A 25030-nucleotide genomic window follows, 5' to 3' on the forward strand; every position below is an offset into this window, starting at 1 on the left:
TATTTTTTATGCTGCAAAAGTCGTTTATTTTAATGAAAAAAAATAATGTTTTTTATCTAAGCCGCAAATAGTATTTTTTAAAAAAACACATTTACTTCTGCTCTCTAAAAATCAAATCAACGACATTTTGTCACTATAAATATCCAGTATTTTAATTGCTATTTCTGCTCTATAAACATCTAAAAAATTATCCGAAAACCTAAATTTAATATTCTCACTCAAAAAAAGCGACGTGCGCCTCTTTCCATTTTTCAATTGATCCCCTCAGCACATTTTTAAGATTTACCGTGTGTTAAAAAAAAGTCCATTAATCTCTCGAAGATGTTGCATTGTGAATTTTAGAATATAGTATAAAGAACAGACATAAAATAAAATATTAATAAAAAATTGTACATTCGTTTTGGCGAACTACTATACAGTTTATCAAAAATATTAGGTTTGGATTAAGTAAAATTAGCACGTTAAAAATCGACATATCCCATTATTATTGGATACACATAAAAAACATATAATCAGACAATAAACTTCATTAACTAAATTAAATAAGTATATAATAAAACATATTTTAACTAATATTTTTAGCAAACAACAAAATGAACCCTAAATATAAAATTAAATGCGTATATATCAGAATATTAATACTATTAATATTAACAATAAATTCATCAACAGCATTTTCTCAGTTATTTGATGGTGCGCAGTCTCATTTTCGTATTAAATGGAGACAGATAAATACCGATAAATTCCAGCTTATTTTCCCAGAAGAATTCTCTTCAGCCGCTCCTATTCTGGCGAATAGACTCGAATTATTTATTGAACAGACCGCCTCTAAACTGAATCGACCTTCAAAAAAAATAAGCATTATATTACAGCAAAATCATATCGCACAGAATGGTTTTGTTCAATTAGCTCCTCGTAAATCGGAATTCTACAGCACCCCCTCTTCTGTTGCAGACAACCAGGAATGGCTCCCAAATTTAGCCCTTCATGAGAGCAGGCATTTCGCACAATTTGACAATTTGACAGGAAATCTAAAGAGACCACTTTTTGAACAATTGGCACTTGCGCTCTTTGGGCTTAATCTCCCCGCTTGGTTTTTTGAAGGAGATGCTGTGCTTCAAGAGACACTTTTTTCAAGTGGTGGAAGAGGAAGATTGGCATCTTGGAACATGCCGATCCGCGCGAATATCCAATCTGATCTATCATTTGATTTTAACAAATATGTACACGGTTCCTTTAAAGATCTTGTTCCGAGTTACTATACAATTGGGTATTTCATGAACAGTTTTCTATATGAAAAAGACCCCGAAATCCATGGCAAAATTTTGGAAGAAATGAATGGGAAGTTACTTCGTCCTTTCAACTTTGAGCGTAGCTTAAAAAAGTACTCGTCACAAAAGAGTAATCAACTTTTTAAATCCACCGTACAAGATCTCACCGAAAAATGGAATAAGGTACCCGATATAAATGCGTCGGATTCAATTGAAATAGCCGATCGATTTCCTACAGATTACTTTCTTCCCCAAACGGTAAACAACACCGTATACGCACTTCAGCATAGCCGACAATTCACGCCTAGAATCGTCCGTTTCGAAAATAATAACACGAAGCGGCTCTATAAAAAAGTTGTACAGATTGGTCAACAATTAACGCCTTATTTCGATGCTCAAGGTCATCTGATGGTATGGGATGAATACCGAAAAGATCCCAGATTCGAAAAGCAGACATATAATATCATTAATGTATATGATGTCAACACCGGAAAAATACATCATCTTACCCAAAACACACGCTATTATTCTCCCGTACTTTCAACAGACTTGAGCGAAATAGCCGTTGTAGAGATAAGTTTAGCAAACCGTGCTCAAGTCGTTTTTTTGGATACAAAGACCGGTAACAAACTTGACTCGATTCCCGTGCCAGCGGGCACCCACGTTCAGCAGCCGCAATTTAACACAGCTAGCGATAAACTCGTTGCAATAGCAGTGAATGAGAAAGGTACAAACCTGATTGAGATAAATAGAAATAATAAAGAGATAAAATACCTGCTCGACTGGTCTAATTTTCAATTGGAAAGACCTGTTTATGCTGGAGAACGAATTATTTTTAAAGCCAATTTTAAGGATAAGGATGGTATTTATGCATTGGAAAACGACAGTGTTTCGTCATTGACAGATAGTCAATTTGGGGCGTTTAATCCCTTTGCAGCTAATGATACTTTATATTACAACACGTATACCACCAATGGTTATAAAGTAAGAAAACAGTTGCTAGCAGAAGATACTGAAAAGAGGATCATTCCATCGACAGCACAGACCTTGTATCCCCGGCAAAACGATGCCGCACAAGAGTTACTCCCCCCCCCTGCAAATGATTACCCCATTCAGGATTATAATGTCACAAAACACAGCTTTAACTTTCATAGTATTACATTAAGCGGCAGTGATTTCGAAAGCTTTGACAATTTGAAACCTGGAATATTTTGGATTTCGAACGATATACTAAATACCACCGCAACAAAAATTGGCTATGAATACGACGCGGAAATCGAAAAAAGCACCTATTCCGCGGAACTAAGTTATCAACGATATTTCCCCAAAGTATCTCTTTCTTATAGGAATAGAGGACAATTGGGTCAGGCCACTCGTAACGGCAACAGAGATTCAATCATCAATTTTGATTATCGTGAACATTATTTTGCAGCAGATATCCAACTCCCCTTTAGCGTATATAGGGGAAATAAAGTATACAGCTACGGTGTCAACATGGGAACTTCTTATCAAAAAAGATACGATCTTAGCTTAACTACGCTGAGGAATTTCAATGACGTCATTAGTTTTCCATTAAATTATCAGGCCTATTTCAATAAAAATAGCTTGAGAGCCGCCATGGACATCGCACCCCGTTGGGGACAAAACCTTAGTTTTACCTATCGTCATCTACCGTTCGAAAACGAATTAAGTGGCGACATTTGGTCCCTACGCACGAGCTTCTACTTTCCGGGAGTCCTATTAAATCACAGCCTACAGGTACGTTATTCTATGCAAGAATCCTCAGGAAGGTATTTATATTCGAATGATATCCCTCTCGTCAATGGATTCGCAAATTTCTTGTCTCCAGCAGTGAAAAACACATTGTTATTTGACTACCGCTTGCCGATTGCCTATCCCGATTGGTCTATCGGCAATATGGCTTATTTAAAAAGAATTAGAGGGGTTATTTCCGCCGACTATCAAAACCTTGCAGAAGCGAATTTGTCGCCCAAGACCGCTGGAGCGGGCCTTTCATTCGATTTCAATGCCTTTAAATATCCTTTGCCCCTATTTACATTTGGCTCTCGATTAACTTATATTAATGATAAAACGGCGAAAAACCGAATAGTACCCACATTTAGTTTGGGATATAGCTATTAGCGGACACGACACACTGTAGGGTAATATTCTTACTATCAATATGTTATTTAAAAAAAATTAAAACAAAAAATATTTGAAGGCGTTATAACAATTACAGCAAATAGTAAATCCCTCAACAAAACAAGTTATAATATGGCAATTATATCTACTGAGGCCGAGATACAAGAAAGATTATCCGCCGTTTATGAAGAATTGATAAATGCAAAAGACCTCATCCGTCATGAACTCATTGAATCTCGGTTAAACTATGATAAAGCCTGTGACAAGCATATTCAAACAGGTTTTAGATGCGAATACGAATGGATTGACGCGGAGATATCCCACCAGGAGAACTTTATAAAATATGACATCTATTGTCATCTTCTTGAAATCGTAAATGATTTCCGAGACCTGTACGGACAATTCCCTGAGTACCATCAAATGTACGTGACGCTGAATCTAATCATGCTTCAATTGGCTAGAGAGGAAAAATATGAGTTAGCAGCTATACTTAAAAATTGGGTGGATCGTATAAATTGTATAATAAAAGAAAGGTCACCAAATCTCGAAGAATCTGTTAGAAAGAATTAAAGACATCGAAAATCTTCCTAGGTTCCTATATTTCCGATGCGGAACTTAGTTTAAAAAAGTTATCAACCGAGGAATTAACGAAAATTTTTCAAACAAAAACCTGAAGTTGCCCACGATTTTAGTGGGTAACTTCAGGTTAGTTGCGACAGGTGTAATAACGTTACCTCCAACGGGGATCGCCGATACCTTCAGTGTAGATGGGGTGGTTAAGTACCTCCGGTGTGTTTTTATAACGCAGGCCATTCAAGTTATAGAGATGCGCATTCGTATCCCAGTTTGCACCCACTTTTTTGCCCTTCGGATACGGATCGACCATTAGGTTCTCCGGCGCAATCGGGGTTGGGCCGGTAGTGACTTTTGTCGCTTCCAATCCACCTGCATTAAGTACTCCATTGTTAAATCCAGCGCCTCTGCTGGCATGGCTAAACGGTTGGTTGTTGAAAATCTCTGCAGAAGAATAGTAGGTAACCGCGTTGTTTGCAGATTTGGCGGACGTCGCGTAGTTGTCGGCAATATCGAAGCTTAAACCTGGACGATACGTCCGGAAATCCATACCGCTTTGGTAAAAATCCCTATTATCTCCGGTAGCTTTAACGGAAATAAAAAGGTTTTTCTTGACCGTATATGTACTGTTGGCCGGTGGGTTTTGATGTTGGATCAAGAAGCGTCCGTTGGAAACTGAAAATGCGTTTAGAAACGTATTGTTCTCGATCGTCACATTCCAAACCACACTTGAAGCCCACGCTAAATTTGCATTCTCGCGTACCAGTTGATCCCAGCTGATGCCAATAAAGGAGTTATTTTTAATGACCACATTGTTGAAAATATTTGTTGCTACCGAAACGGCGGCGCCTGTAATTAGGGGATAACCACGTCCATTGGTATCGTACATGCCGGCGTCATGGAACAAACAATTGTCAATAATAATATTTTCGATGACCTGTCGATTAGAACCCTGTGTCCTAAACCAAGACCGCACCATACCCTGAAAATTACAATTTCGGGTCTCTAATCTGGAACAGGTGAATGGCATGGATGCCGAGTGTTGGTTGATAAAATAGTTTCCGTTAATGGACTTACCTGGATAGAGCGATTGGTTGAAAAAGTTTACGGCAAGCGGTAATTCGAAACTAATATCATCAAAGATCACATCGCCCACCGTGATACTGCCGATTTCACCAGCTTGTGCCGGTCGACCGAGTTGGAAGTTCAACGCATTGGACCCCGTATTGGTTTCATTGTAGCCAAGCCCCATATAGACAATTGGTTTCGTACCCGGAAGGTTTGATCGTAAGGTTAGGCCTTTCGCCAGCACCACGTTGCTGCCCATATAATATTTTTTGCCGGCTTCGAGCATAAATATCGTCCCCTCAGCGAGTGTATTATCAAGTAGAAAATTATTCAATATCGTATCTAAACGGGATACATTGTTTTGTTGTGCCCAGACATTTTCACTATCTAAGATGTGTGGAATAAGGATCGGTTCGCCGACCTGACCTCGCATACGCACCATACTGGTATTATATAACCTATCCCAATAACGCCCAACCTTACCGTTAAGCCCGTTAACTACATACAGGGAGTTGGAAGTCAGGCCTGTTACATCTACGTACCCATTGGCTCTGTCTGCATCTGTCAATTTAATAGACTTCGTTTCTAGGTCTCTATTTACCGAGGCAGGTTGTACGAGGATTTCATCGATTAGGAATTTTCCATCCTCATATTGAAAGCTGGGATTCAATGGCGTAGTAGGATTAGGAGGGGGGACGGTGAGGTCAAACCAAACCCGCATACTGGTTTCAGTAACATTAGCGACTGACACCACATCAGGGATTCCTATCCGCTCGCCCATTTCCCATTCTGCACGATCGTCGTTGTGTGCTCCATCACCTAGTCCATACCACTTCGAGTGATAGGCCTCGCCCATCGGCGAAAGGGTTTGGATCGCAAAATTATGCTTGGTCGAATATTGTAAATCTATTTTGGTCAATTTGAGTACGTCCGGCCCCACAATAGTATCCCATAGAATGTCGCCAGGGATGTCCCACGAACCGGATTGCACTTTCATCTTCAAACGATAGCCCGCAGCACCATGAATACCGTTCCATACGAGGTACATGTCGTTTGTATTCACCACCTGGCTGGCCAGAGGGTCGCTCGATTTACCGGTATTGCCCTGATGACGGAATACAGCCATAAAGGACCTATTCTGATCTTCATCAGTTAGGGTAAGCAGATTTTTTTGACAGCTCTGGAGGAACATGGTCAGCAGACTTGCCAACACCATGTTCCATGTTAAAATCTTAGTTTTCATTGTATCTTCTTTTTTTATCAAACTAATAACCATATTGATTTTTGTACGCGCCATTGCTCAACTGAATGGCTTGGTTAGGGAACGGCAAGATATATCGCACCGGTGGCAAACCGTTACGGTCCATCGATTCCCAATTTCCCGTAGGACCGCCTTTGATAAAGCCACGGAAGGAATACAGAATCTGCGCTCTCGGCATAGACGTGTCTTCATTATACCAGCTGTATAATGTGGTCATCTCCCAACCGGTACCCGGATGCAACACGCCTTCCCATGGGTTATAAAATTCAATAATTGGCAAGGTTGTATTTGGATAGATCTCTTTATTTCCAGGGTTTGCTACACGCCTAAAGAACTTGTTAAACGGGAGCGACTGATAGGCTTCAGAACCGTCCATAAAGTCGCCGCCCACCATAGAAGCTACGATCAGGTACTCTTTAAAGCTATCGTACACGACTTTGGAATAGAGGTTCCAGCGAACAAGGTCTTTCCATCGCATATTTTCGCCGCCAAATTCCCATTTGCGCTCCTGGACAATAGCGTTAAAGAATGATTCCTTCGAGGCGGCAGCGGCGTTGGTATAGCTTTCTACTTTGGTGGCATGGTCTGCTTCTACAAAAGCGCGTCTGCGTACCTGCTTGAAAGCATCTAGGGCTTTCGCACCGTGCGGCCCACTTAGTCCGTCTTCGACCTCATTGACGGCTTCGGCATACATCAACAAGATGTCAGCGTAGCGCATATAGGGTAGATTGATGCCGGTACCGCCTTGACTTTGGCTGCCTAAAGCTCTTGAGGGATCGGCCCATAGTTTGGCCCATTTGTTATTATATAGGCTATAGTCCACGAGTACTTGAGGAACGCCTGCTGCGTCATATCCCCACGTACCAACGGTATAATCTTTACGCACGTCTGCACGGTCAAAGGAGTACGCATAGAAGGCATTTAAGCGCATGCCGCCATTGATAACGCCCCACATATGGTTCGTCACGTTTTCGACGCCTTCAACCCGTGGACCGGTAATATTACCCAAATTGCTACTATTATTCCGTAAAAAAGGGATCTCAAAAATAGGGTCGTCGTTATTGTTTACCACGTTGTTGGTCTGATCGATAAATACATCCCGGTAGGCTTTGCCTAACTTATGCGTCCCGGATGAAATCACAGAATCGGCATATTGCATCGCTGTTAGATAGTAATCTTTGTAATCCGGCATACGCTTCATGGTGCCGCGGGTACCCTCGGAATAGAGCGCATAACCGCCACGGGTTAAGGCCATCCGTGCGATCATGCTATAACAAAAGGCTTTTGAGGCACGTTCTACACCTTCATCTATATAGGCGTCGCCATCTTCGATCTTGGAGGCGTATTTCATTCCCGCTGCTGCCCCTTTTAGATCGTTGATGAGAAAGCTGAGAATTTCATTGCGGTCTGTAACCGGGATCACAAAATTCGATTTAAGGTTCATGGCGGGCTCGGTATTAAAAGGGACATCGCCAAACATCACGACCAAATCGTGGTAAAACATCGCGCGCAACACCTTGGCTTCGCCGAGCATCTGCGTAAGGTCCTTGTCGCTCGTGCTGAAAACCGGGCTATTCTCTATGCCGGAAATAAAAATATTGGCCCGTTCGATGCCTTCGTACTGCTTATTCCAAAAGCGTTGTACGGAAGGCGCGTGTTGGGCACCGTCAAAAGCCCTGAAATCTTCGCCGTTTACATTTGGTAACTCACCGGCGAAAGGCGTAAACTCCACATCACTGTTTAAAGCGAAGGTACTGAAGTAGGCATTGCCGTAGGAGTCATTACTCATTAAAGAAGCATATACGGCGGTTAATACCCTGTTGATTTCCTCTTTGTTGCTGAATACATAATCCGTTTCGTATTTGGAATCCGAATTCACGTCCAGGAAATTTTTCTTGCACGAAGCAAGGAATAGAAATAGGGTGCTGAGAATTAGAATATATTTCCTCATGGTATACATAGTTTATACTGCAATAGGTGGATACTTAGATTAGAACGTAATATTTAAACCGGCCAAAAAATTTCGGCTCCGGGGATAGCGATTATAGTCTACGCCGGGGGTAAGCCCGGTTTGTACATCGACTTCCGGATCATATCCCTTATAATTGGTCCATAAAAATAAGTTATAACCACTCACAAATACCCGTACGTTACCCAATTTAAGACGGTCTAGTGTACTTCTTGGTAACGTATAGCCTAACGTAACGTCTTGTAAACGCAGGAAGGAACCGTCCTCAATAAAGTACGAGTGCGTGACCTTCTTACCGATATCAACCGGGTTGAATATCGTCGCATCGGCGTTGACTTCTTGGTATTGCGTAGTATACAGCGCATTGCTGACCATCCGGTCGCCGTATACATCGTCGGCATACCGCCAGCGTGCATTTTCGTTGAATTCCGGCAGGATATTGAAGTAGTTATTGGCGTTGCTCTCGAATGAGGACAGCGTGTAGCGTGTCGCGTTGTTTACATCGAAGCCATACATAAAAAAGAAGTTGGCAGACAGATCGAAATTACGCCAACCGCCGACGAGGTTTAACCCGCCGCTGAATTTAGGGTTGGTATTTCCGATTACCACTTTGTCCCGGTCGTTGACCACGTTTTCTTCACCCTCTACATCCACATGGTTTTTGAATTTTGGTCTTCCCGGTTGGGTACCGAAAAGCGCGTCGTTATTTACGGTTCCGGGCTTAGCCACCCAGTTGAGACCTTGTAAATCGAATTCATCAAATTTATAAATGCCGTCGTACTGGTAGCCATATATTAGACCCAGCTGATCGCCCACCTGCAACATATAGTCAAAATCGGAGGATTTCCAACGATCAGACGTCATCCAAAGTACGTCTTCCGCACCGTTTAGTTTGTCTACCCGCGTTTTGGTCGACCCAAAGGTGAATGTAGTATTGAAATAGGCGTGGTCCCGCTTGATAAGCTGTGCATTGATCGCGATGTCGAACCCGCGGTTGGTAACCTGCCCAATGTTTTGCATCTGTTGCGTGTAGCCCGTTGTGGTAGGGATATTGCTGAGGTACAGCAAATCGGTTGTGGTGTTCCAATACGCTTCTGGTGTAATAGTAAGACGCCCTTGCCAGGTTTCGATGTCGAAGGCTACGTTACGCGTAAGCGTAGTTTCCCATTTAATATTTGGATTCGGCAGTGTACCACCGCCCGTATTCCCGTAATATTCGTATCCCGTTTCGTTGCTTTCGCCCCAGCCCGGTCCGCCCGTCGGATAAATGGAATACTGGTACCGCCACATATCGTCCGTAATCCGGTTGTTGCCAGATTTACCGATCGCCGCACGTAGTTTAAGTTGCGAAAACACATCTTGGTCCGCCATAAATTTTTCATTCGAGATGACCCACCCTCCCGAAACGGCAGGGAAGTGCCCCCACTGGTTTCCAGGTGCAAACTTGGTCGAACCATCGGCGCGGTAAGTAAGCGATAGCAAGTATTTACGGTCATAGTTGTAGTTTGCCTGCCCGAAATACGACGATAGTCGCTCCGGTGAGGACATAAACGACGCCGCTGTCCAGGGTGTTCCTAAGGCTAGGTTTCGGATCGCGCGTTCGGCTTCGACGGCTTTTGGGAAATAACGAGAGCTATTTCCGGTCGAGTATTCCATTGCAGTCTGAAGTTCCTGGCCTGCGAGAACGGTATAGTTGTGCTTGTTTGCTGACCCCCTGTATTCTAAGGTATTGGTCCAGCCGTACCGGTTCTGCCGAATCGTTCCCAATTGCACGACGGGCAGGCCATTGTTGCTTCTGGCCAAAGGGGTTAAATCTCCAGAAAATAGGTCTGTAAACCGAAATCCCATAAACTGTGAACCTAACGTACGGAATGTCAGCTCGGGCAGAATGCTCCACTCAACGGAAGCTTGGTTAGTAAACTCATACCGATTTTCTCTCCGGTAGTTTTGATCGATGTCTCCCCTAGGGTTGGTATATTCAAAGAAGCGCTCATCTTCTGGATCAATGTCTTCTGCTGGTACAAAGGAGAATTCGCGAAGACCATTCGTCGGCCGGTAGCGCAGTACATTGATAAGACCGCCGCTTCCCACTTTATCCGCACCTGGACCTCGGTCTTGGCGGTAGGTAAAGCGTGGATTAATCAGCAATTTCAATTTTTTAGAAAGGTCGGTGCTCACTTTGGTATTGACGTTGGTTCGAATAACGCCGGTTCCAATAAGCACACCCTCTTCATCGTGGTGCGTCACACTAGTATTGAATTTAAACGTCTGTGTTCCGCCGCTCAGCGTCAGGTTGTACATCTGGCTAATCGGATTACCACCTAAAATTTCATCCTGCCAATCATTTCCTTCAAATCGTTTGTACAGACTAAAATCAGCCGGGTTACCAAAGTTTCCCCGAAATTTCTGGCGGTTGGTGTTGTTGCCGACCACCGATTCATATTGAATCTTCACGAATTCGTAAGGCGACATGACCTCTATTTTCCGGGCAAGGCTTCTTACCTGTGTATTGTGGTTGAAATTGAGACTTAATTTACCAGCTTGTGCACGCTTGGTGGTCACAACGACCACACCATTTCCACCACGGGCTCCATAAATAGCTGTCAACGAGGCGTCTTTCAGGATGTCAATACTCAAAATATCGGTGGGAGGGATATCGTTGATGTTATCCACCGGAAAACCATCCACAATAAAAAGAGGGGCGTTACTTTGGGTTACCGAAGTACCGCCGCGAATCCGGATGTTAATCTCTGCACCGGGGGCACCATCGGCCATGGTGACCTGTACACCAGCTGCTTTGCCTTGCAAAGCTTCCGCTGCCGAAGACACGGGAACGCGTGCCAAGGTCTTTCCCGAAACCGATGAAACTGAGCCCGTCAAATCTTTGATAGCGGTAGCCGAACCGTACCCGATGATGACCACTTCGTCTAAGCCCGAAGCCTCATCCACCAGTTCAATGGTGACGGGATCGCTTCCTTCCACCGGAACAAGTTGTGCGACAAAGCCTATCATTTTAAATTCCAACCGAATGGGGCCTGTGTCTTTTGTCCGGAGGGAGAATTTTCCGTTTTCATCCGTTGTGGCAGCTACCGTAGTTCCGCGAAGCAGGACGGTTACCCCGGGTAAAGTGAGCCCAGTGCCTTTTTCCGTCACAGTACCGGTAATTTGCCTTTCCTGCGCAAATACGCCGAGAGACACCCACAACAAGATTGCAATAAGGAGCAGTCTTTTCATAATGTAAGTAGTTTAAATTTATTAGTCAGTTAGCTTGTAATTCTCGAGGTTCACTAGTCTCCTCATGATTTTTTTGTAAAAATTGATTTATACTGGTTTATTATTACTCAATAAGAACATCAGCCTTCAAAACAAGGAGATTCTTCTCGGTTTCAAAATTTAATTTCTCTGTATGTATGAATTATAATAGATTCATATTGGTCTGACCCACGTATATTCCTATACAACTGTGTATCATCTATGATACAATAATAGCATAATTTACTTGTTGTGCTTCAAAAAGGTCGGTTAAAAAATACGCAATCGTTCCCGACAACGATTGCAGGACGGCACAGGATGGTTAAATCCGCTCTTCTTCGTAATTGGCAATTAGGTTATGATTTCTCAAAATTAGAACATTCGAAAAAGCAGATCTACAGAGAACACTAGTTTTACACTGGAATTTTGAGAGACACCGACTAGGCTATTTTATAAAATTTTGTTTAACAATAAAAATTGACAAATATCGATTAAGAAATTTAATACCTATCTTTGAAAGAAAACCAGCCAAATATGTCGATTCCTTCTAAAAAAACTTCGCGGCTTCGAAGTTTACTCATTTATAGTCTCATATTTTCGTTTCTCTTTCTCAGCGTTATATTCGTATATCAATACGGTCAATACAGACTTGTAGAGAAAAGGTTAAATGCGGCTTACGCTGTTGGGCACACTCCTTCGGATGGTTTATATAAGCTTTTTTCCACCTATAGTGAGGCCGACAATCTTTTTAGACTATATACCATAGATTTCACAGCGGAGAATTATGCTGCTTATAAAGGTAAACTGGATACAATTAAATATTATGTCGATTCATTATCATCTCTTCCTATTGCAGAAAATCTATTCAACAACAGTGCTACAGTGATTGCCACGAAGGATAACTTGGCTATGGAATACGCCAACCTTAAAAAAAATGTGGATCATCTCATTTTATTTGCCAAAGACTCCCTATCGATATTAGCTGAACCTATTAGTAATTATAAACCGCAAAAAAGCACTATCTCTACAGATCAAGTCATAAGTAAAATTCTAAAGGATACAAGTCATCTTGTGACTTTTCAGGATACCGTCATTAACAAGAAAAAAAGCCTGTTTAGTCGGATATTTAATTCTAAAAACGACACATTAGTTTCCAACAGGTCTAACCAAAATTTTAATATCAATCAAATCGATCTGATACAACGAAATATAGAAAATTTAGTAACACAACAGGAGAGAACATCAAATAGCAACATAAAAAATCTGCAGCGTGCCTTTTTAAAGTTACAAGAAACAGAAAGAATACTAATTTTTTCAAACTATCATTTATTAAACAATCTCAAAACCGGAATAGATCGCCTAAACCAGCATGAGCTGGAACTACGAGGAAAAGCAGAAGAACTTGATTTTATTCAATATAGGAAAAATACACAGCAATTCGGGCTACAGTTAGCAGGGGCTTTGGTCATTATGCTTTTAATGATCTTGTTTATTATTTACTATCAATACAACGCGACCACCTATGAACGAAAAATACGAAATGAAAAAGAGTATGCAAATAAGATTGCCGAAGAGAAGACTAGCGTACTTGCTACGATAAGCCATGAGATACGGACCCCAATCAATGCGTTATTAGGTGTTGTCGATATCATCAAAAAAAGCAAAGGACTTAATACGGATGATCAAAAACTCATCCTGTCGGCTAATTATGAGCTTATGCTTATCAACAGTACGGTAAACGATATCCTGGGCTTAAGCAAATTGGAAACTGGCTCATTGCATGTTATTAACGAATATTTTGCCCCTCATCAGCTGTTATCAGATGTTATAAAACTGCACACGTATCAAGCCGAAGCAAAAGGACTCCTCTTCACACATCATATCACTTTTGATCCGAAAATACAGATATATGGCAATGCACTGCGAATAAAACAGATCGCCTCCAATCTGATTGGAAATGCAATAAAGTACACCAAGAAAGGTTCTGTTGGTTTCTATGCCCGAATAGAAAAACATAAAGACAAACAAAACATACTTATAGAAGTAAGAGACACTGGAATAGGGATATCCGATGAAAATAAAGCTCACATATTCCGCAAATATTATATTACAGAGACAAAAAACAAAGTTGGCGGATTCGGACTAGGATTGTATATTTCCAAACTTTTATGCGAACAATTAAATGGTAGTATTTCATTTAATAGCAAATTTGGAGTGGGTTCGACTTTCACGTTATCGGTACCAATTGAGAAGCAACTTCTTTCTGAAGAAATATCCGAACCACCCACAATCGCTGATTTACCAGATGATCTTCGCATCGTCATAATTGATGATAGTCGGATTAACTTGCTTTTTATACAGCAGTTCTTCGGTCAAAAAAAACATGTATATACCTTCGATGAGGGACAAGATGCGCTAGATTTCCTAAAAGATAATGATGTTGACATTATACTTACGGATATGCTAATGCCCGGATTAAACGGATGGGATATTCTTAATAATATTAGGGGAACTGAAAAATATCAGCATATTAAAGTTTTCGCACTAACCTCAGAAAAAATGCTACTGGAAGGGCAAAACATTTCCAAATTCAAACATGCATTTGACGGAATCCTCAGTAAACCCATCGATGAACAGGAATTCGTTATTACTCTACTAAAGAATTCACCACACCACACTCGTTAGTCGTAATAAAAAGATAAGAAATCGAAGATCTCCAAAGAGAATATTAGTGTGTATTCTCTTTAGAGATCTTTCAAACAGGGACATTCTTATTTTAATAGCCTTAACTCAAAAACTTTCACCGTTGGTTGTTTATCAACCGCTTTAAACGCGATCTTAAACGACTGATTATCCTTCAAGCTGTCCAACAAAGGTATTTCAATGACCTCAGAGACAGATTGGCCCGAAGATTTAAAAACCTTTATAACGTCATCATTAATATGTATTTCGACTTGTTGGGCAACAACCGAATTGTCCAATTCAATTCGTAGGATTCGCGCATTTTCATCATATGGAAAAGTATACTCAAAAAAATCTGTTGTATTTCTCCAATGTCTATTATTCTCATAACCTGCTGTCGATTGGCTCATTTGGATAAAATGATCGGATTCTGGCTGCTGTTGCCCACATATAATTCGATCTATGCTCCTAGCCTCCAACTCTTCATTTTGAGAAAATTGTTCATTGGCATTTTCATACGGCCAATAAAGAATATACCGGCTATTATGTAACTGATAAAATGGTTCTAAAGCATACTCGACTATTTGTCCGCTATTGTCTTTTACATTTAATGCAAAACTCATTTCATCCACATCTTTTCGTTTAACCAAGTCAACTACATTAGCACGTTCTCCGTATAAAACAGGAATTTCGGAAAGATCCATTTTTTCACCTTTAGCGATATGTCCTCCTCGACTATCATCTGCATGTAATCCGGTGAGAGGAGATCCGTCGATTTTAGCAGATAACACGATCGGACCATATAAAAAAGCATAATAATCAGACTTATCCGGTAATTGCTCGACAGCGACTTTCATATCAAACTCTACACGTACCCTATCCCCATCCTTCCATTTTCTACTCAGTTCGTAGAAACCATTTGAAATTTTAACGCCATTGATTGGTTTACCATTTACATAGAATTTAGTGACCTCTGACCAAGCTGGTTTACGCACTTTGAAAGCAAATCGCTGGGTTTTGGTCAAATTAAGCGTAAACTCGGAAAAGTTTTGATCAGGAAAACTATTTATTTGCGTGACAGTAACGTCTTTTTCTTTCCAATTGACCTCCGAAGGAATAAACAGATTTACATAGAAGCTGTGTTTATCGTACGCATAGATCATTTCTCCATATTTCGAATGATTTTCGATACCTGACCCGACACAACACCACATGCTCGTATGCGGCTGAGAATATACACGATAATGTCCCGGTCTCATCTGCGTAAAATAAACCAACCCGCCTGTTGTTGGATTTTGGGTCGAAAGAATATGATTATAGACCGCTCGTTCATAAAATTCGAGGTATTTGGATTGCGGATGAGTTTGAAACAGCATCTTACTTAATCTCATCATATTATACGTATTACAGGTTTCCGGACCTTCCACACTTTCGATCATTTTAGAAAAGTCCGTGGTTGGATGAAAATGCTCGCCGGCTGAATTCCCTCCAATTACTACACTACGCTCTGTCGTAACTTTATCCCAAAAATATTCCGACGCACGATCCCAAGAAGCATTCTGATCCAAATCAGCGATACGTTTGTAACCGATTACTTTTGGAATTTGTGTATTCGCATGCAATCCTGTTAACTGGTCTACACCCTCTAACAAGGGATTCAAAATAGACTGATGGGAAAACTGCTTAGACAACGTCAAATATTTGGCATTTTTCGTAAAACTGTATACATCTGCAAATACTTCATTAAGTCCACCATGCTCGCTGACTAATATATTTTGAATCTGCTGATCCGATAGCGCCGAGACTTCTTCTATCATCCAATCCGTAAAATCCACCAACATCTGTCTTGCCTGCTCAGAACCCGTATACAAATATGCATCTCGTAGCCCCGCATAGGTCTTATGAATATTATATAAAGGAACCCATTTGCCGTTCAAATCAAAATTTCCAGCTTTAATTTCTCCCCTTTTTATTTCCTCCCAGATTTTCAAACCTTGCGGTACACCTCCTATATAACCGTTACCGTTTTTCTTTTGCACGGTTTGTAGTACATCAAGCATATAATCCAAACGCCTTTTAACCGCTACGTCATTATCTGCAGCATACAATAAAGATAAAGCAGACAAATAATGCCCCCCTATATGCCCGTCCAATCCAGTATTTTCCCAATTTGTATACTGTTCTTTTTTAGTATTCAGTCCCGCCTCTTTTAGAAATGGAGCTAGCAGACGGTCTGGATCCATTTCAAGGATGTACTTCTTGTTTAAATTCTGTGCATTTAAAAACGGGCTCTTTAATAACTTTACGTCTGTATTATCAAAATAATGCACTTGTGCACTAGCGCTATGCAATGTCAGAAAAATGATAACAACATAAATAACATGTACTAATTTCATTTTTTTGTTAATTTAAATATAGTTAAGGAATAGGGCTGTAATTTCAGTTGGTTTAAACACTGCAAATCGACGACTGACTTAGCGGGTTTAACCGTCTTCGAACTTGGCACGTCATTTAACTCGGTTTTCTCTATGTTAGCATCAAATGATGTTAAATGAGCTGTATCGACTTCAATTTCTGCCGTGACAGGTAACATATTAACCATTTTCAGAATTAACTCGCTTTTATTTTCATGCCAAACCACTGAGGTCGCGATACGACTTGTGACCTTGAAATCAGTTGAGTGTATACGGATAGTATTATCAACATAATGTGTACCGGCATTTTCACCAAACAACTTTTGTACCTCATAACCGACCGTTGGTTTTACCTCATCATTATTGAAATAAATCAGATCTGGATTCCACTGTGTAAATCCTTCTTTCGCTAATAAAGGTGCATACGAAGTCATTTCCACAATATCCCCATTACGCTCTAAGGCGGTTAGATGAATAGCTTCTGCTAAGGCAGTTTCCAAATTATTTGGCCTTCCGGGCAAATGAGCGGCATACTCGCCAAGATAAACTTTAGCCTTATTTCTGTCATATCGGTCGTAAAAATCCTGATTATAAATAAACCATCCCGGTGTTTGGTAATAATGTTCATCCATCATGGGTATATTCAGTTTATCAGCGATATTCCAACCTTCAACATAATCTGTCCCCTCATTGAAAGGTCCGGCTGTACCTATAACAATTATTTCAGGATATTTTGCCTTGATGGCATTGAAAATCAAGGTAAAACGTTCCTCAAAAATATCCGTGATCAGATCTTCATTGCCAATGCCTAAATATCTCAAATTGAACGGCTCGGGATGGCCTGCCGCTGCTCTTTTTTTGCCCCAATAGGTATTTCTATCGCCATTGGCGTATTCGATCAGATCTAAAATATCTTGGATGTAGTTATCCATTTCATGTAAGGGAATACCACATTGTTGCCCCGCTCCACCATCAGAAGAATTCTGACAAGGCACACCTGCTGCAATTACGGGTAGGGGCTCCGCACCCAAATCTTTACAAAATTGGAAATACTCATAATAGCCCAATCCTACGGATTGGTGATACCCCCAAAGATTGCGCTGTGGCTTACGTTCTTCCAGTGGACCTATCGTATTCTTCCAATTGTACATATTGTGAATACCGTCTCCATGGGCTACACATCCCCCTGGAAAACGAACAAATCGAGGGTGCATCGCTGCAATGGTCTCGGCCAAATCTTTCCTCAAACCATTTTTTCTTTCTTTAAACGTCTCTTGAGGAAACAATGAAACCATATCCAATGCTACTTCTCCCCGACCTTGTGGTGTTATTCTTAATATTCCCTTCTTAGCATTCCCATTGGCTATTAATACCAAAGATTTTTTTTGCCATTTTTTGTTGAATGATTTCACGATCTGCTGGGCAATTGTTTTACCATTCTCGTCCAATAATTCCACCACAAAGCCATTAATATTGCCTTTAACATTCTTCACGAATACTGAAAAATCATATTTCTGCCCGTTGCGAACGACAATACCATCAAAGCCCTCATTCAATAATGCACCGCCTTCTGCTGTTACAGAGAGCGCGATGTAATTCTTGCTATTAATATGGACCGGGTTTAGGGTGTCTATTTTATGCGCAATCCCCTTCCCTTCTAATTTCCAGGATTTGAAACTATTCCAGTTGGCGTCCGAGCCTTTTTTATCGTGAGGATGATATTCAAATCCTCTATTTTGCACAAGTTCCGCATATAGCCCTCCGTCTGCCGCGTAATTGATATCTTCAAAAAAGATTCCCATTAGGTAGTCGCTTATCCTCTTTTGGTCATTGAACTCGATTGAAAAATTTGCTTTAACCGATTTTAAATCTGCAAATCGGACCATATCATCTTCAGTACGTTCGTTGTGCAATAACGACTTATACGCTTCCAGTTTTTGCGCATTAACTATCTTGTCTATAACTTCCCACGCTACTTTATGAAGTGTCCCCTCTTCTTCTATTCCATTTAAGTCAACCTTCACACGCTGTTTTCCATATGAACTCGAGTCCAGCTCTTTCACCTCTCCATAATTTATTAAATCTTTAGAGACCGCGCTGAAAGGTTTATTACTTTTTGGACTGAACCATGAAATGATATACTGATTACTAATTTTGTCGCAGCTTATTTCGGGTTTCGACACATTGTCGCCTACCAGCACCTGTGGATACGATTGCCTGTACCAAAAAATCAAATCCTCAGAAGATGCAGATGCAAAAACTCCGTCCTGTTCATTAAGTTGCCAGATAGCATGCCATCTATTATCAACACCTTTAATCAGAACAGGCGCAATCATTCTCTTTTGGGCGCCCCATGTTCCGTAATCCGAACGCACAAAACTGTGTTCCGGACCAACAAGGTGCCATTTCTTTTGGTCGATAGTCCACGCATAATGCAGCCCGTTCTTATTGTTATTTTTCGTTGTTGCATATGCAAATAGCAGTGCTGAATCTGGTTCGGCAGTAATTTTTGAATGCGCAGAACGCATCGCCACCAGCATGATTAAAAATAGACAAATGTTTTTCATAATTATTTACCGCGGTTATTGATTAAGTAGGTGATCAGACTTACGCTCTCGTGTCCTTGATTAAAAATGTGTATATGAATAAGCACAAGGAGAAATAAAGCGGCAATTCCCATGGTTTATTTTGGTTGATTTCAACTCTAAGGTAGAAATTTATTTTTATACGTCAAAATAACAATTATAAAACCCAGCCTAACGCAACTAGAATATTACAATTCATAATGCGTTTACTTCTTAGCGAAATGCAGAATAGAAAAAATGATGTATAGCACAAATATCATTGGTATCGCCAATACCTTAACTATTAAAACCAGTATAACGGATACGATAAGGAATAGGTATTTGAATTTATTTTCTTCCCACGCTAGTGAAGAAAGTTTCATGGAAAACAATCTCAATTCGCAGACGAGTAAAAAACTGCATGTCAATACAATTGCCAATAGTACGTATATATTTTGCAATATAGATGGGTATTGCACACCGATAAAGGGCAGTGAAATAACTAAAAATGTATTCATCGGCGTATTTACACCTATGAAATCTGAAGTCTGACGTTCGTCAATATTAAATTTCGCTAAACGTAATGCCGAAAATATGGTAATAATAAATCCTAAAAATGGAACATATTCATTTGTTGTCGCATTCTCCAATAATTTAAACATAACAGCTCCGGGAAGAAATCCAAAACTGATCACATCAGCCAGAGAATCCAGCTCTTTTCCGATCAGTGATTTTACATGCAACAATCTAGCTACCATACCGTCGAAGAAGTCAAAGACACCGGAAGCCAATACACAATAGAAGGCTGAGAGGAAATCACCTTTTAAAACAAAGAGGATTCCGATACATCCGCTAAATAAATTCAAACATGTAATGGTATTCGGTATGTGTTTCTTCATCAATTGCAATTAAAAAAGCCACCTAAAATTAGGTGGCTTAAACTTAGATAAAATGCTTTGCATTCACGAATACCTAATGTAAAAAAAATAAATTATGAGTAATTTGTTTTTATATGCAATTATAATCGCATTGAATATAAAGGCAAATTTTCGGTTTACCTACGGTGAGCTCCCTACGATCGGTACCCCTCAGCCTTTAAAAACTCATTTATAGAGAAACCTGCATGAGCGACAACTCAAAAAAGATGTGAACAAAATAGCTCATGCATGCTTCACTGCCATTTAAAAATACTTTATTCAATTGATAAATATCAATAATTCGTGGGATTATCGATTCATACTTATTAAAAATTCGTCATTGGATCTGGTACCACGCATTTGTTGCAACAAAAACTCCATCGCTTCTGTGGAATTCATATCTGACAAATGGTTTCTAAGTACCCAAAGTCTTTGTAACGCATCTTTGTCCATTAATAGATCATCACGACGCGTGCTTGAAGCAGTAAGATCGATAGCAGGGAAGATACGCTTATTTGATAATTTACGATCCAATTGTAATTCCATGTTACCCGTTCCTTTAAACTCTTCAAAGATCACATCATCCATCTTTGATCCTGTTTCCGTCAGCGCCGTTGCCAAAATAGTTAACGAGCCACCGTTCTCGATATTACGTGCCGCACCGAAGAAACGTTTTGGTTTGTGTAACGCATTTGCATCCACACCACCCGATAAAATCTTACCCGATGCCGGAGCCACCGTATTGTAAGCACGAGCCAAACGGGTGATAGAATCCAATAAAACGACCACATCATGCCCGCATTCTACCATTCGTTTTGCTTTTTCCAAAACGATATTTGCAATTTTGACATGTCTTTCAGCAGGTTCATCGAAAGTAGAAGAAACTACTTCAGCGCGTACATTACGTGCCATATCTGTCACCTCCTCTGGGCGTTCATCAATTAAAAGAATAATCAAATAAACTTCCGGATGGTTCTTTGCAATTGCATTCGCTACTTCCTTCAACAAATTAGTTTTACCCGTTTTTGGTTGTGCAACGATTAATCCACGTTGTCCTTTACCAATAGGTGTAAACAAATCCATGATACGTGTAGAATAGTTGTTTGACCCCAGGTCCAAATTCAATTTTTCATCAGGAAATAACGGTGTCAAGAAGTCAAAAGGAACACGGTCCCTTACTTCTGCGGGATTCTGTCCGTTAATAGATTCGATACGTACCAACGGAAAATATTTTTCACCCTCTTTAGGAGGACGAATACTCCCTCTCACATTATCTCCTGTCTTTAACCCAAAAAGCTTAATCTGTGATTGCGATACATAAATATCATCGGGAGAAGTCAAGTAATTATAATCTGATGAACGTAAAAAGCCGTAACCATCAGGCATAATTTCCAACACACCTTCATTTACAATGACATTGTCGAAATCAGTATTTGAAGCGGAAGAAGTTTCTGTCTTTTTAGTTTCTACAGTATTTGATGATGTAGCAGTATATTGTTCTTCAGACTTAGGACCATCTGAGGGGAATAAGGTAGGCTCGTTGTCAGTGTCTGCTTTTGTGCGCTTAGTTACAGGAACAGGCTCTGTCTTTAGCGTTCGTATTCTACGTCTGGGCCTATCTTCTGATTCTTCTTCCACAAGAACAGGCTCAGTTATTGCACTTTTTTCCTCAACAGGTTGTTTTGCTATATCTGAGATTTTGTCGATAAGTTCTTGTTTACGAAGTTTATCTGCATCTACGATTCCCAAGACCTTAGCTATCTCGCGTAATTCTGACACGAGTTTAGAATTCAATTCGGTGATATCCATTAATGATATTTATGAGTTTTTGGATTTTATTGTTTGAAACTTATTCCAGGCAGTCTCAGAGATCTTTTTTCTAAGCTTTTTTATTCAAAACGAAAAAACAAGTAGTTTCTTATTTCTGAACCAGAACAAATTTGAGAATGCACAAAGAAAAACATAACTATTGTAAAAACAAAAAAAAAATTAAAAAAGTTTTCCGAAACAGGAAATATTAACAGTTTATTTTTTAATAAATTGATTTAGCAATAAAAAAAATTAAGAAAAACTATTTTAATTCTCAGAATTAAGTTCGTAAGTTTATCACCGATAAAACCACAAAATATGAACAATAAACTGAAAGAAACCAATTATCCTGCCCTATACACCTTAATTGTTGTATTCTTTTTTTGGGGATTCATTGCTGCCGGCAATAGTATATTCATCCCATTTTGCAAAAACTACTTTCATTTAGATCAATTTCAATCGCAATTGATAGACTTTGCTTTTTATACAGCTTATTATATAGGAGCATTACTTCTTTTCATTTTCAGTACTTTCTCGGGAAAAGATATTGTAGGTAAATGGGGCTATAAAAAAAGCATTGTTTATGGTCTCCTCTTTTCTGCACTAGGAGCCGGTGCGATGATTATTGCGGTAGAAGTCAATTTGTATATCGGTATGCTTATAGGTCTATTTATAGTCGCACTAGGCTTTTCTTTGCAGCAGACCGCGGCGAATCCTTTTGCTGTGCTATTAGGCGATCCTAGAACAGGCGCATCCCGCGTAAACTTGGGGGGAGCAGTAAATTCATTTGGTACTACAATAGGTCCGCTCGTAATTGGTTTTGCTTTATTCGGTACATTCGAAACCATTTCCGACACAGAAATTGCTAATTTACCGCTTAACAAGGTAATATATCTTTATATTGGAGTCGGCTTGCTCTTCATACTGGCAGCGGGTTTGTTCCATTTTTCGAAGAAAGTTCCTTCGGGAATTAACAACGAACCGATGGAATCGGCCAATAAAGCGAAAAATATGCTGATCGTCATGACCATCCTTTTATTACTCATGTTTGTTCCGGTATTCTTAAGTTATAAAAGTGATACCGCTTTGCAACTTGAAGCCTTAAACGCCCAATTAGCAGGCACAACCGATGCAAATGCAATCATACAGTTACAAAATCAAATTACAGATTTAAGCCATCCCCTTGAATTACAAAGAATGTCTTGGTTATTGGGTGCGCTAGTGGTTGTGGTGGGTTGTTTAATATTTGCCTATAATAAGGCGTCTAAAAAACCGCAGGGCTGGGGCGCCATGAAATACCCGCAATTAGTCCTGGGTATGCTGGCTCTATTTATTTATGTCGGCGTGGAAGTAGCGATTGGCAGTAACTTGGGCGAACTTTTAAAATTAGAAGAATTTGGAAACTTGCAATCTTCGGAAATAACTCCTTACATTTCCATGTACTGGGGCGGGATGATGATCGGTCGATGGGCAGGCGCTATTAGCGCATTTGAATTTTCTAGATCAACCAAGCATGTACTGCTGGTTACTGTTCCTCTTCTTGCATTTGGATTAATAATTGGGGTCAATACATTGGCAGGATTTGATATGTCACACCTTTACTTCTTTCTTGCTTGTGTAGCTGTTCAAATTATTGCATTCTTTCTAAGTAAAGAAAGACCCGTTCGTACATTAATTATTTTCGGTACACTAGGTTTGTTATCTATGCTGATCGGACTACTTTCGGTTGGAACTACAGCGATATATGCATTCCTAACAGGAGGCTTAGCCTGCTCTATCATGTGGGGATCGATATTCAGTCTTTCCATTTTGGGCATTGGTAAGTACACGGAACAAGGATCGGCATTTTTGGTGATGATGATCTTAGGCGGTGGTATCATCCCTCCTATACAAGGAAAATTAGCAGACATTATTGGTATCCATAATTCGTACGTATTGCCCTTGTTTGGATTTGTCTATATTATATTATTTGCCTTCTTAGCGAGAAACTTTTTGAAGAAGCAAAATATAGATACGGATAATATCCAGGCTTCAGTTAGTCATTAACCACAGACTAATTGTACAAAATACACTAAGAAATTTACCTTAAAATAGGCCTTAAAGAACCCTTTAAGGCCTATTTTAAGCTCTTACAGATTTATATGTTAAAATTAAATCAAAGTTGTGTGTTGTTTTTTGTTTAGAAAAATGTATCTTCGGAAAGCATATAAACATTGATACCGAAAAAATTTTAAACAAACAACAATGATAATTATTGCAGATGGCGGATCCACCAAAACCAATTGGTGCCTATTAGATGATAATCAAAAAAAGATTTATTTTAACACGGAAGGTTACAATCCTTATTTTGTAGATAGCGAATACATTCTTAATTCTTTGAAAAAAGGTCTTCCGAATGATTTGCCTCTAGATAAGGTGAAAGAGGTAAATTATTACGGAGCGGGAGTTCACAATGAGGAAAAAGCAAAAATCGTAGCAGACGCTATTGAAGCATTGTTTCCCAATGCACAAGTTGAGATCGGTCATGACCTTCTTGCTGCTGCAAGGGCTTTATTAGGTAATCAAGCAGGTTTTGCGGCGATTTTGGGTACGGGCACGAATACCTGTATTTATGATGGTGTTGAAATCACTTTTAATATCAATTCAGCAGCGTATATATTAGGAGATGAAGGAAGTGGCTGCTATATCGGAAAGAAATTATTAACGGATTTTGTTCGTGGCTTAATGCCTGAAGATGTTTCAAGAGTTTTCTTCGAGACCTACCAGCTTACTCCTGACGAAATCATTGATAATGTATATACCAAACCGTTAGCAAATCGATTCTGCGCGAGCTTTAGCAAATTTGTGTACGACAATAATGTAGACATTGAATATACACGCAAAATTGTAGATGATGCATTCGAAGCTTTCTTCGCTAATTTGGTAAGCAAATATCCGGATTATCAAGAGTATACCTTCAACTGTATCGGATCTGTTGCTTACAATTTCCGCAACGTACTGGAACATAAGGCCACTCAATATGGAATGACGGTTGGAAAAATCATCCGTTCCCCGATAGACGATTTAGTTAAGTTTCACATCGAAAGAGCTGTTGAGAAGAGCTAAAAA

12 protein-coding genes are annotated in these 25030 nt (G+C 40.0%); 5 read left to right on the forward strand and 7 right to left on the reverse strand.

Annotated features, from left to right (window positions below):
- Positions 1-593: 593 nt before the first annotated feature.
- Both C4F40_RS20805 and C4F40_RS20810 read left to right on the forward strand, forming a co-directional pair.
- A complete protein-coding gene (locus C4F40_RS20805) occupies positions 594-3413 on the forward strand; it encodes a hypothetical protein (RefSeq protein ID WP_196941348.1) in 2820 nt (939 codons plus the stop codon).
- Positions 3414-3545: 132 nt separating this feature from the next.
- Entirely contained in the window at positions 3546-3983 is a 438-nt protein-coding gene (locus tag C4F40_RS20810) for a hypothetical protein (protein ID WP_196941349.1), read from the forward strand.
- A 160-nt stretch (positions 3984-4143) separates the two neighbouring features.
- Here C4F40_RS20810 and C4F40_RS20815 read toward each other — a convergent pair whose 3' ends face one another.
- The 3 genes from C4F40_RS20815 to C4F40_RS20825 are packed head-to-tail and all read right to left on the reverse strand — an operon-like array spanning position 4144 to position 11518.
- On the reverse strand, positions 4144-6297 hold the full coding sequence (locus C4F40_RS20815) for a hypothetical protein (RefSeq protein WP_196941350.1): 2154 nt from the start codon (positions 6295-6297) through the stop codon (positions 4144-4146).
- A gap of 22 nt (positions 6298-6319) precedes the next feature.
- Positions 6320-8266 carry a RagB/SusD family nutrient uptake outer membrane protein gene (locus C4F40_RS20820; protein ID WP_196941351.1) on the reverse strand — a complete coding sequence of 649 codons (1947 nt, stop codon included), beginning with the start codon at positions 8264-8266 and terminating at the stop codon, positions 6320-6322.
- Between the two features lie 39 nt (positions 8267-8305).
- Positions 8306-11518, reverse strand: a complete 3213-nt coding sequence (locus C4F40_RS20825; RefSeq protein WP_196941352.1) for a SusC/RagA family TonB-linked outer membrane protein — start codon at positions 11516-11518, stop codon at positions 8306-8308.
- A 531-nt stretch (positions 11519-12049) separates the two neighbouring features.
- Here C4F40_RS20825 and C4F40_RS20830 point away from each other — a divergent pair.
- The gene (locus C4F40_RS20830; RefSeq protein WP_231390161.1) at positions 12050-14221 is read left to right on the forward strand and encodes an ATP-binding protein; all 2172 of its coding nucleotides are present in this window, start codon (positions 12050-12052) and stop codon (positions 14219-14221) included.
- Positions 14222-14307: 86 nt separating this feature from the next.
- Here the strand turns inward: C4F40_RS20830 and C4F40_RS20835 are convergent, their stop codons facing one another.
- The 4 genes from C4F40_RS20835 to rho form a co-directional block, all read right to left on the reverse strand.
- Positions 14308-16614: a glycoside hydrolase family 127 protein gene (locus C4F40_RS20835; RefSeq protein ID WP_196941353.1), complete on the reverse strand. Its 2307-nt coding sequence runs from the start codon at positions 16612-16614 to the stop codon at positions 14308-14310.
- Positions 16611-19199, reverse strand: a complete 2589-nt coding sequence (locus tag C4F40_RS20840; protein WP_196941354.1) for an alpha-L-arabinofuranosidase C-terminal domain-containing protein — start codon at positions 19197-19199, stop codon at positions 16611-16613. The genes C4F40_RS20835 and C4F40_RS20840 overlap by 4 nt, the downstream gene beginning before the upstream one ends.
- Before the next feature lie 224 nt (positions 19200-19423).
- Entirely contained in the window at positions 19424-20095 is a 672-nt protein-coding gene (pssA, locus tag C4F40_RS20845; RefSeq protein WP_196941355.1) for a CDP-diacylglycerol--serine O-phosphatidyltransferase, read from the reverse strand.
- Between the two features lie 327 nt (positions 20096-20422).
- A complete protein-coding gene (rho, locus tag C4F40_RS20850) occupies positions 20423-21922 on the reverse strand; it encodes a transcription termination factor Rho (protein ID WP_196941356.1) in 1500 nt (499 codons plus the stop codon).
- 318 nt (positions 21923-22240) lie between these two features.
- Between rho and C4F40_RS20855 the strand changes: the two genes are divergently transcribed.
- Both C4F40_RS20855 and C4F40_RS20860 read left to right on the forward strand, forming a co-directional pair.
- On the forward strand, positions 22241-23968 hold the full coding sequence (locus C4F40_RS20855) for an MFS transporter (protein WP_196941357.1): 1728 nt from the start codon (positions 22241-22243) through the stop codon (positions 23966-23968).
- A 198-nt stretch (positions 23969-24166) separates the two neighbouring features.
- The gene (locus C4F40_RS20860; protein WP_196941358.1) at positions 24167-25027 is read left to right on the forward strand and encodes an N-acetylglucosamine kinase; all 861 of its coding nucleotides are present in this window, start codon (positions 24167-24169) and stop codon (positions 25025-25027) included.
- Positions 25028-25030 lie beyond the last annotated feature (3 nt).

The organism is Sphingobacterium pedocola (assembly GCF_015209965.1).
GTDB lineage: Bacteria > Bacteroidota > Bacteroidia > Sphingobacteriales > Sphingobacteriaceae > Sphingobacterium > Sphingobacterium pedocola.

Excerpts from the sequence above, each read along its gene's own strand:
- C4F40_RS20815 (WP_196941350.1), bottom strand. The coding sequence starts at position 6,297 with ATGAAAACTAAGATTTTAACATGGAACATGGTGTTGGCAAGTCTGCTG.
- C4F40_RS20835 (WP_196941353.1), bottom strand. The coding sequence starts at position 16,614 with ATGAAATTAGTACATGTTATTTATGTTGTTATCATTTTTCTGACATTG.
- C4F40_RS20860 (WP_196941358.1), top strand. The coding sequence starts at position 24,167 with ATGATAATTATTGCAGATGGCGGATCCACCAAAACCAATTGGTGCCTA.
- pssA (WP_196941355.1), bottom strand. The coding sequence starts at position 20,095 with ATGAAGAAACACATACCGAATACCATTACATGTTTGAATTTATTTAGC.
- C4F40_RS20805 (WP_196941348.1), top strand. The coding sequence starts at position 594 with ATGAACCCTAAATATAAAATTAAATGCGTATATATCAGAATATTAATA.
- C4F40_RS20840 (WP_196941354.1), bottom strand. The coding sequence starts at position 19,199 with ATGAAAAACATTTGTCTATTTTTAATCATGCTGGTGGCGATGCGTTCT.
- C4F40_RS20810 (WP_196941349.1), top strand. The coding sequence starts at position 3,546 with ATGGCAATTATATCTACTGAGGCCGAGATACAAGAAAGATTATCCGCC.
- C4F40_RS20820 (WP_196941351.1), bottom strand. The coding sequence starts at position 8,266 with ATGAGGAAATATATTCTAATTCTCAGCACCCTATTTCTATTCCTTGCT.
- C4F40_RS20855 (WP_196941357.1), top strand. The coding sequence starts at position 22,241 with ATGAACAATAAACTGAAAGAAACCAATTATCCTGCCCTATACACCTTA.
- C4F40_RS20825 (WP_196941352.1), bottom strand. The coding sequence starts at position 11,518 with ATGAAAAGACTGCTCCTTATTGCAATCTTGTTGTGGGTGTCTCTCGGC.
- rho (WP_196941356.1), bottom strand. The coding sequence starts at position 21,922 with ATGGATATCACCGAATTGAATTCTAAACTCGTGTCAGAATTACGCGAG.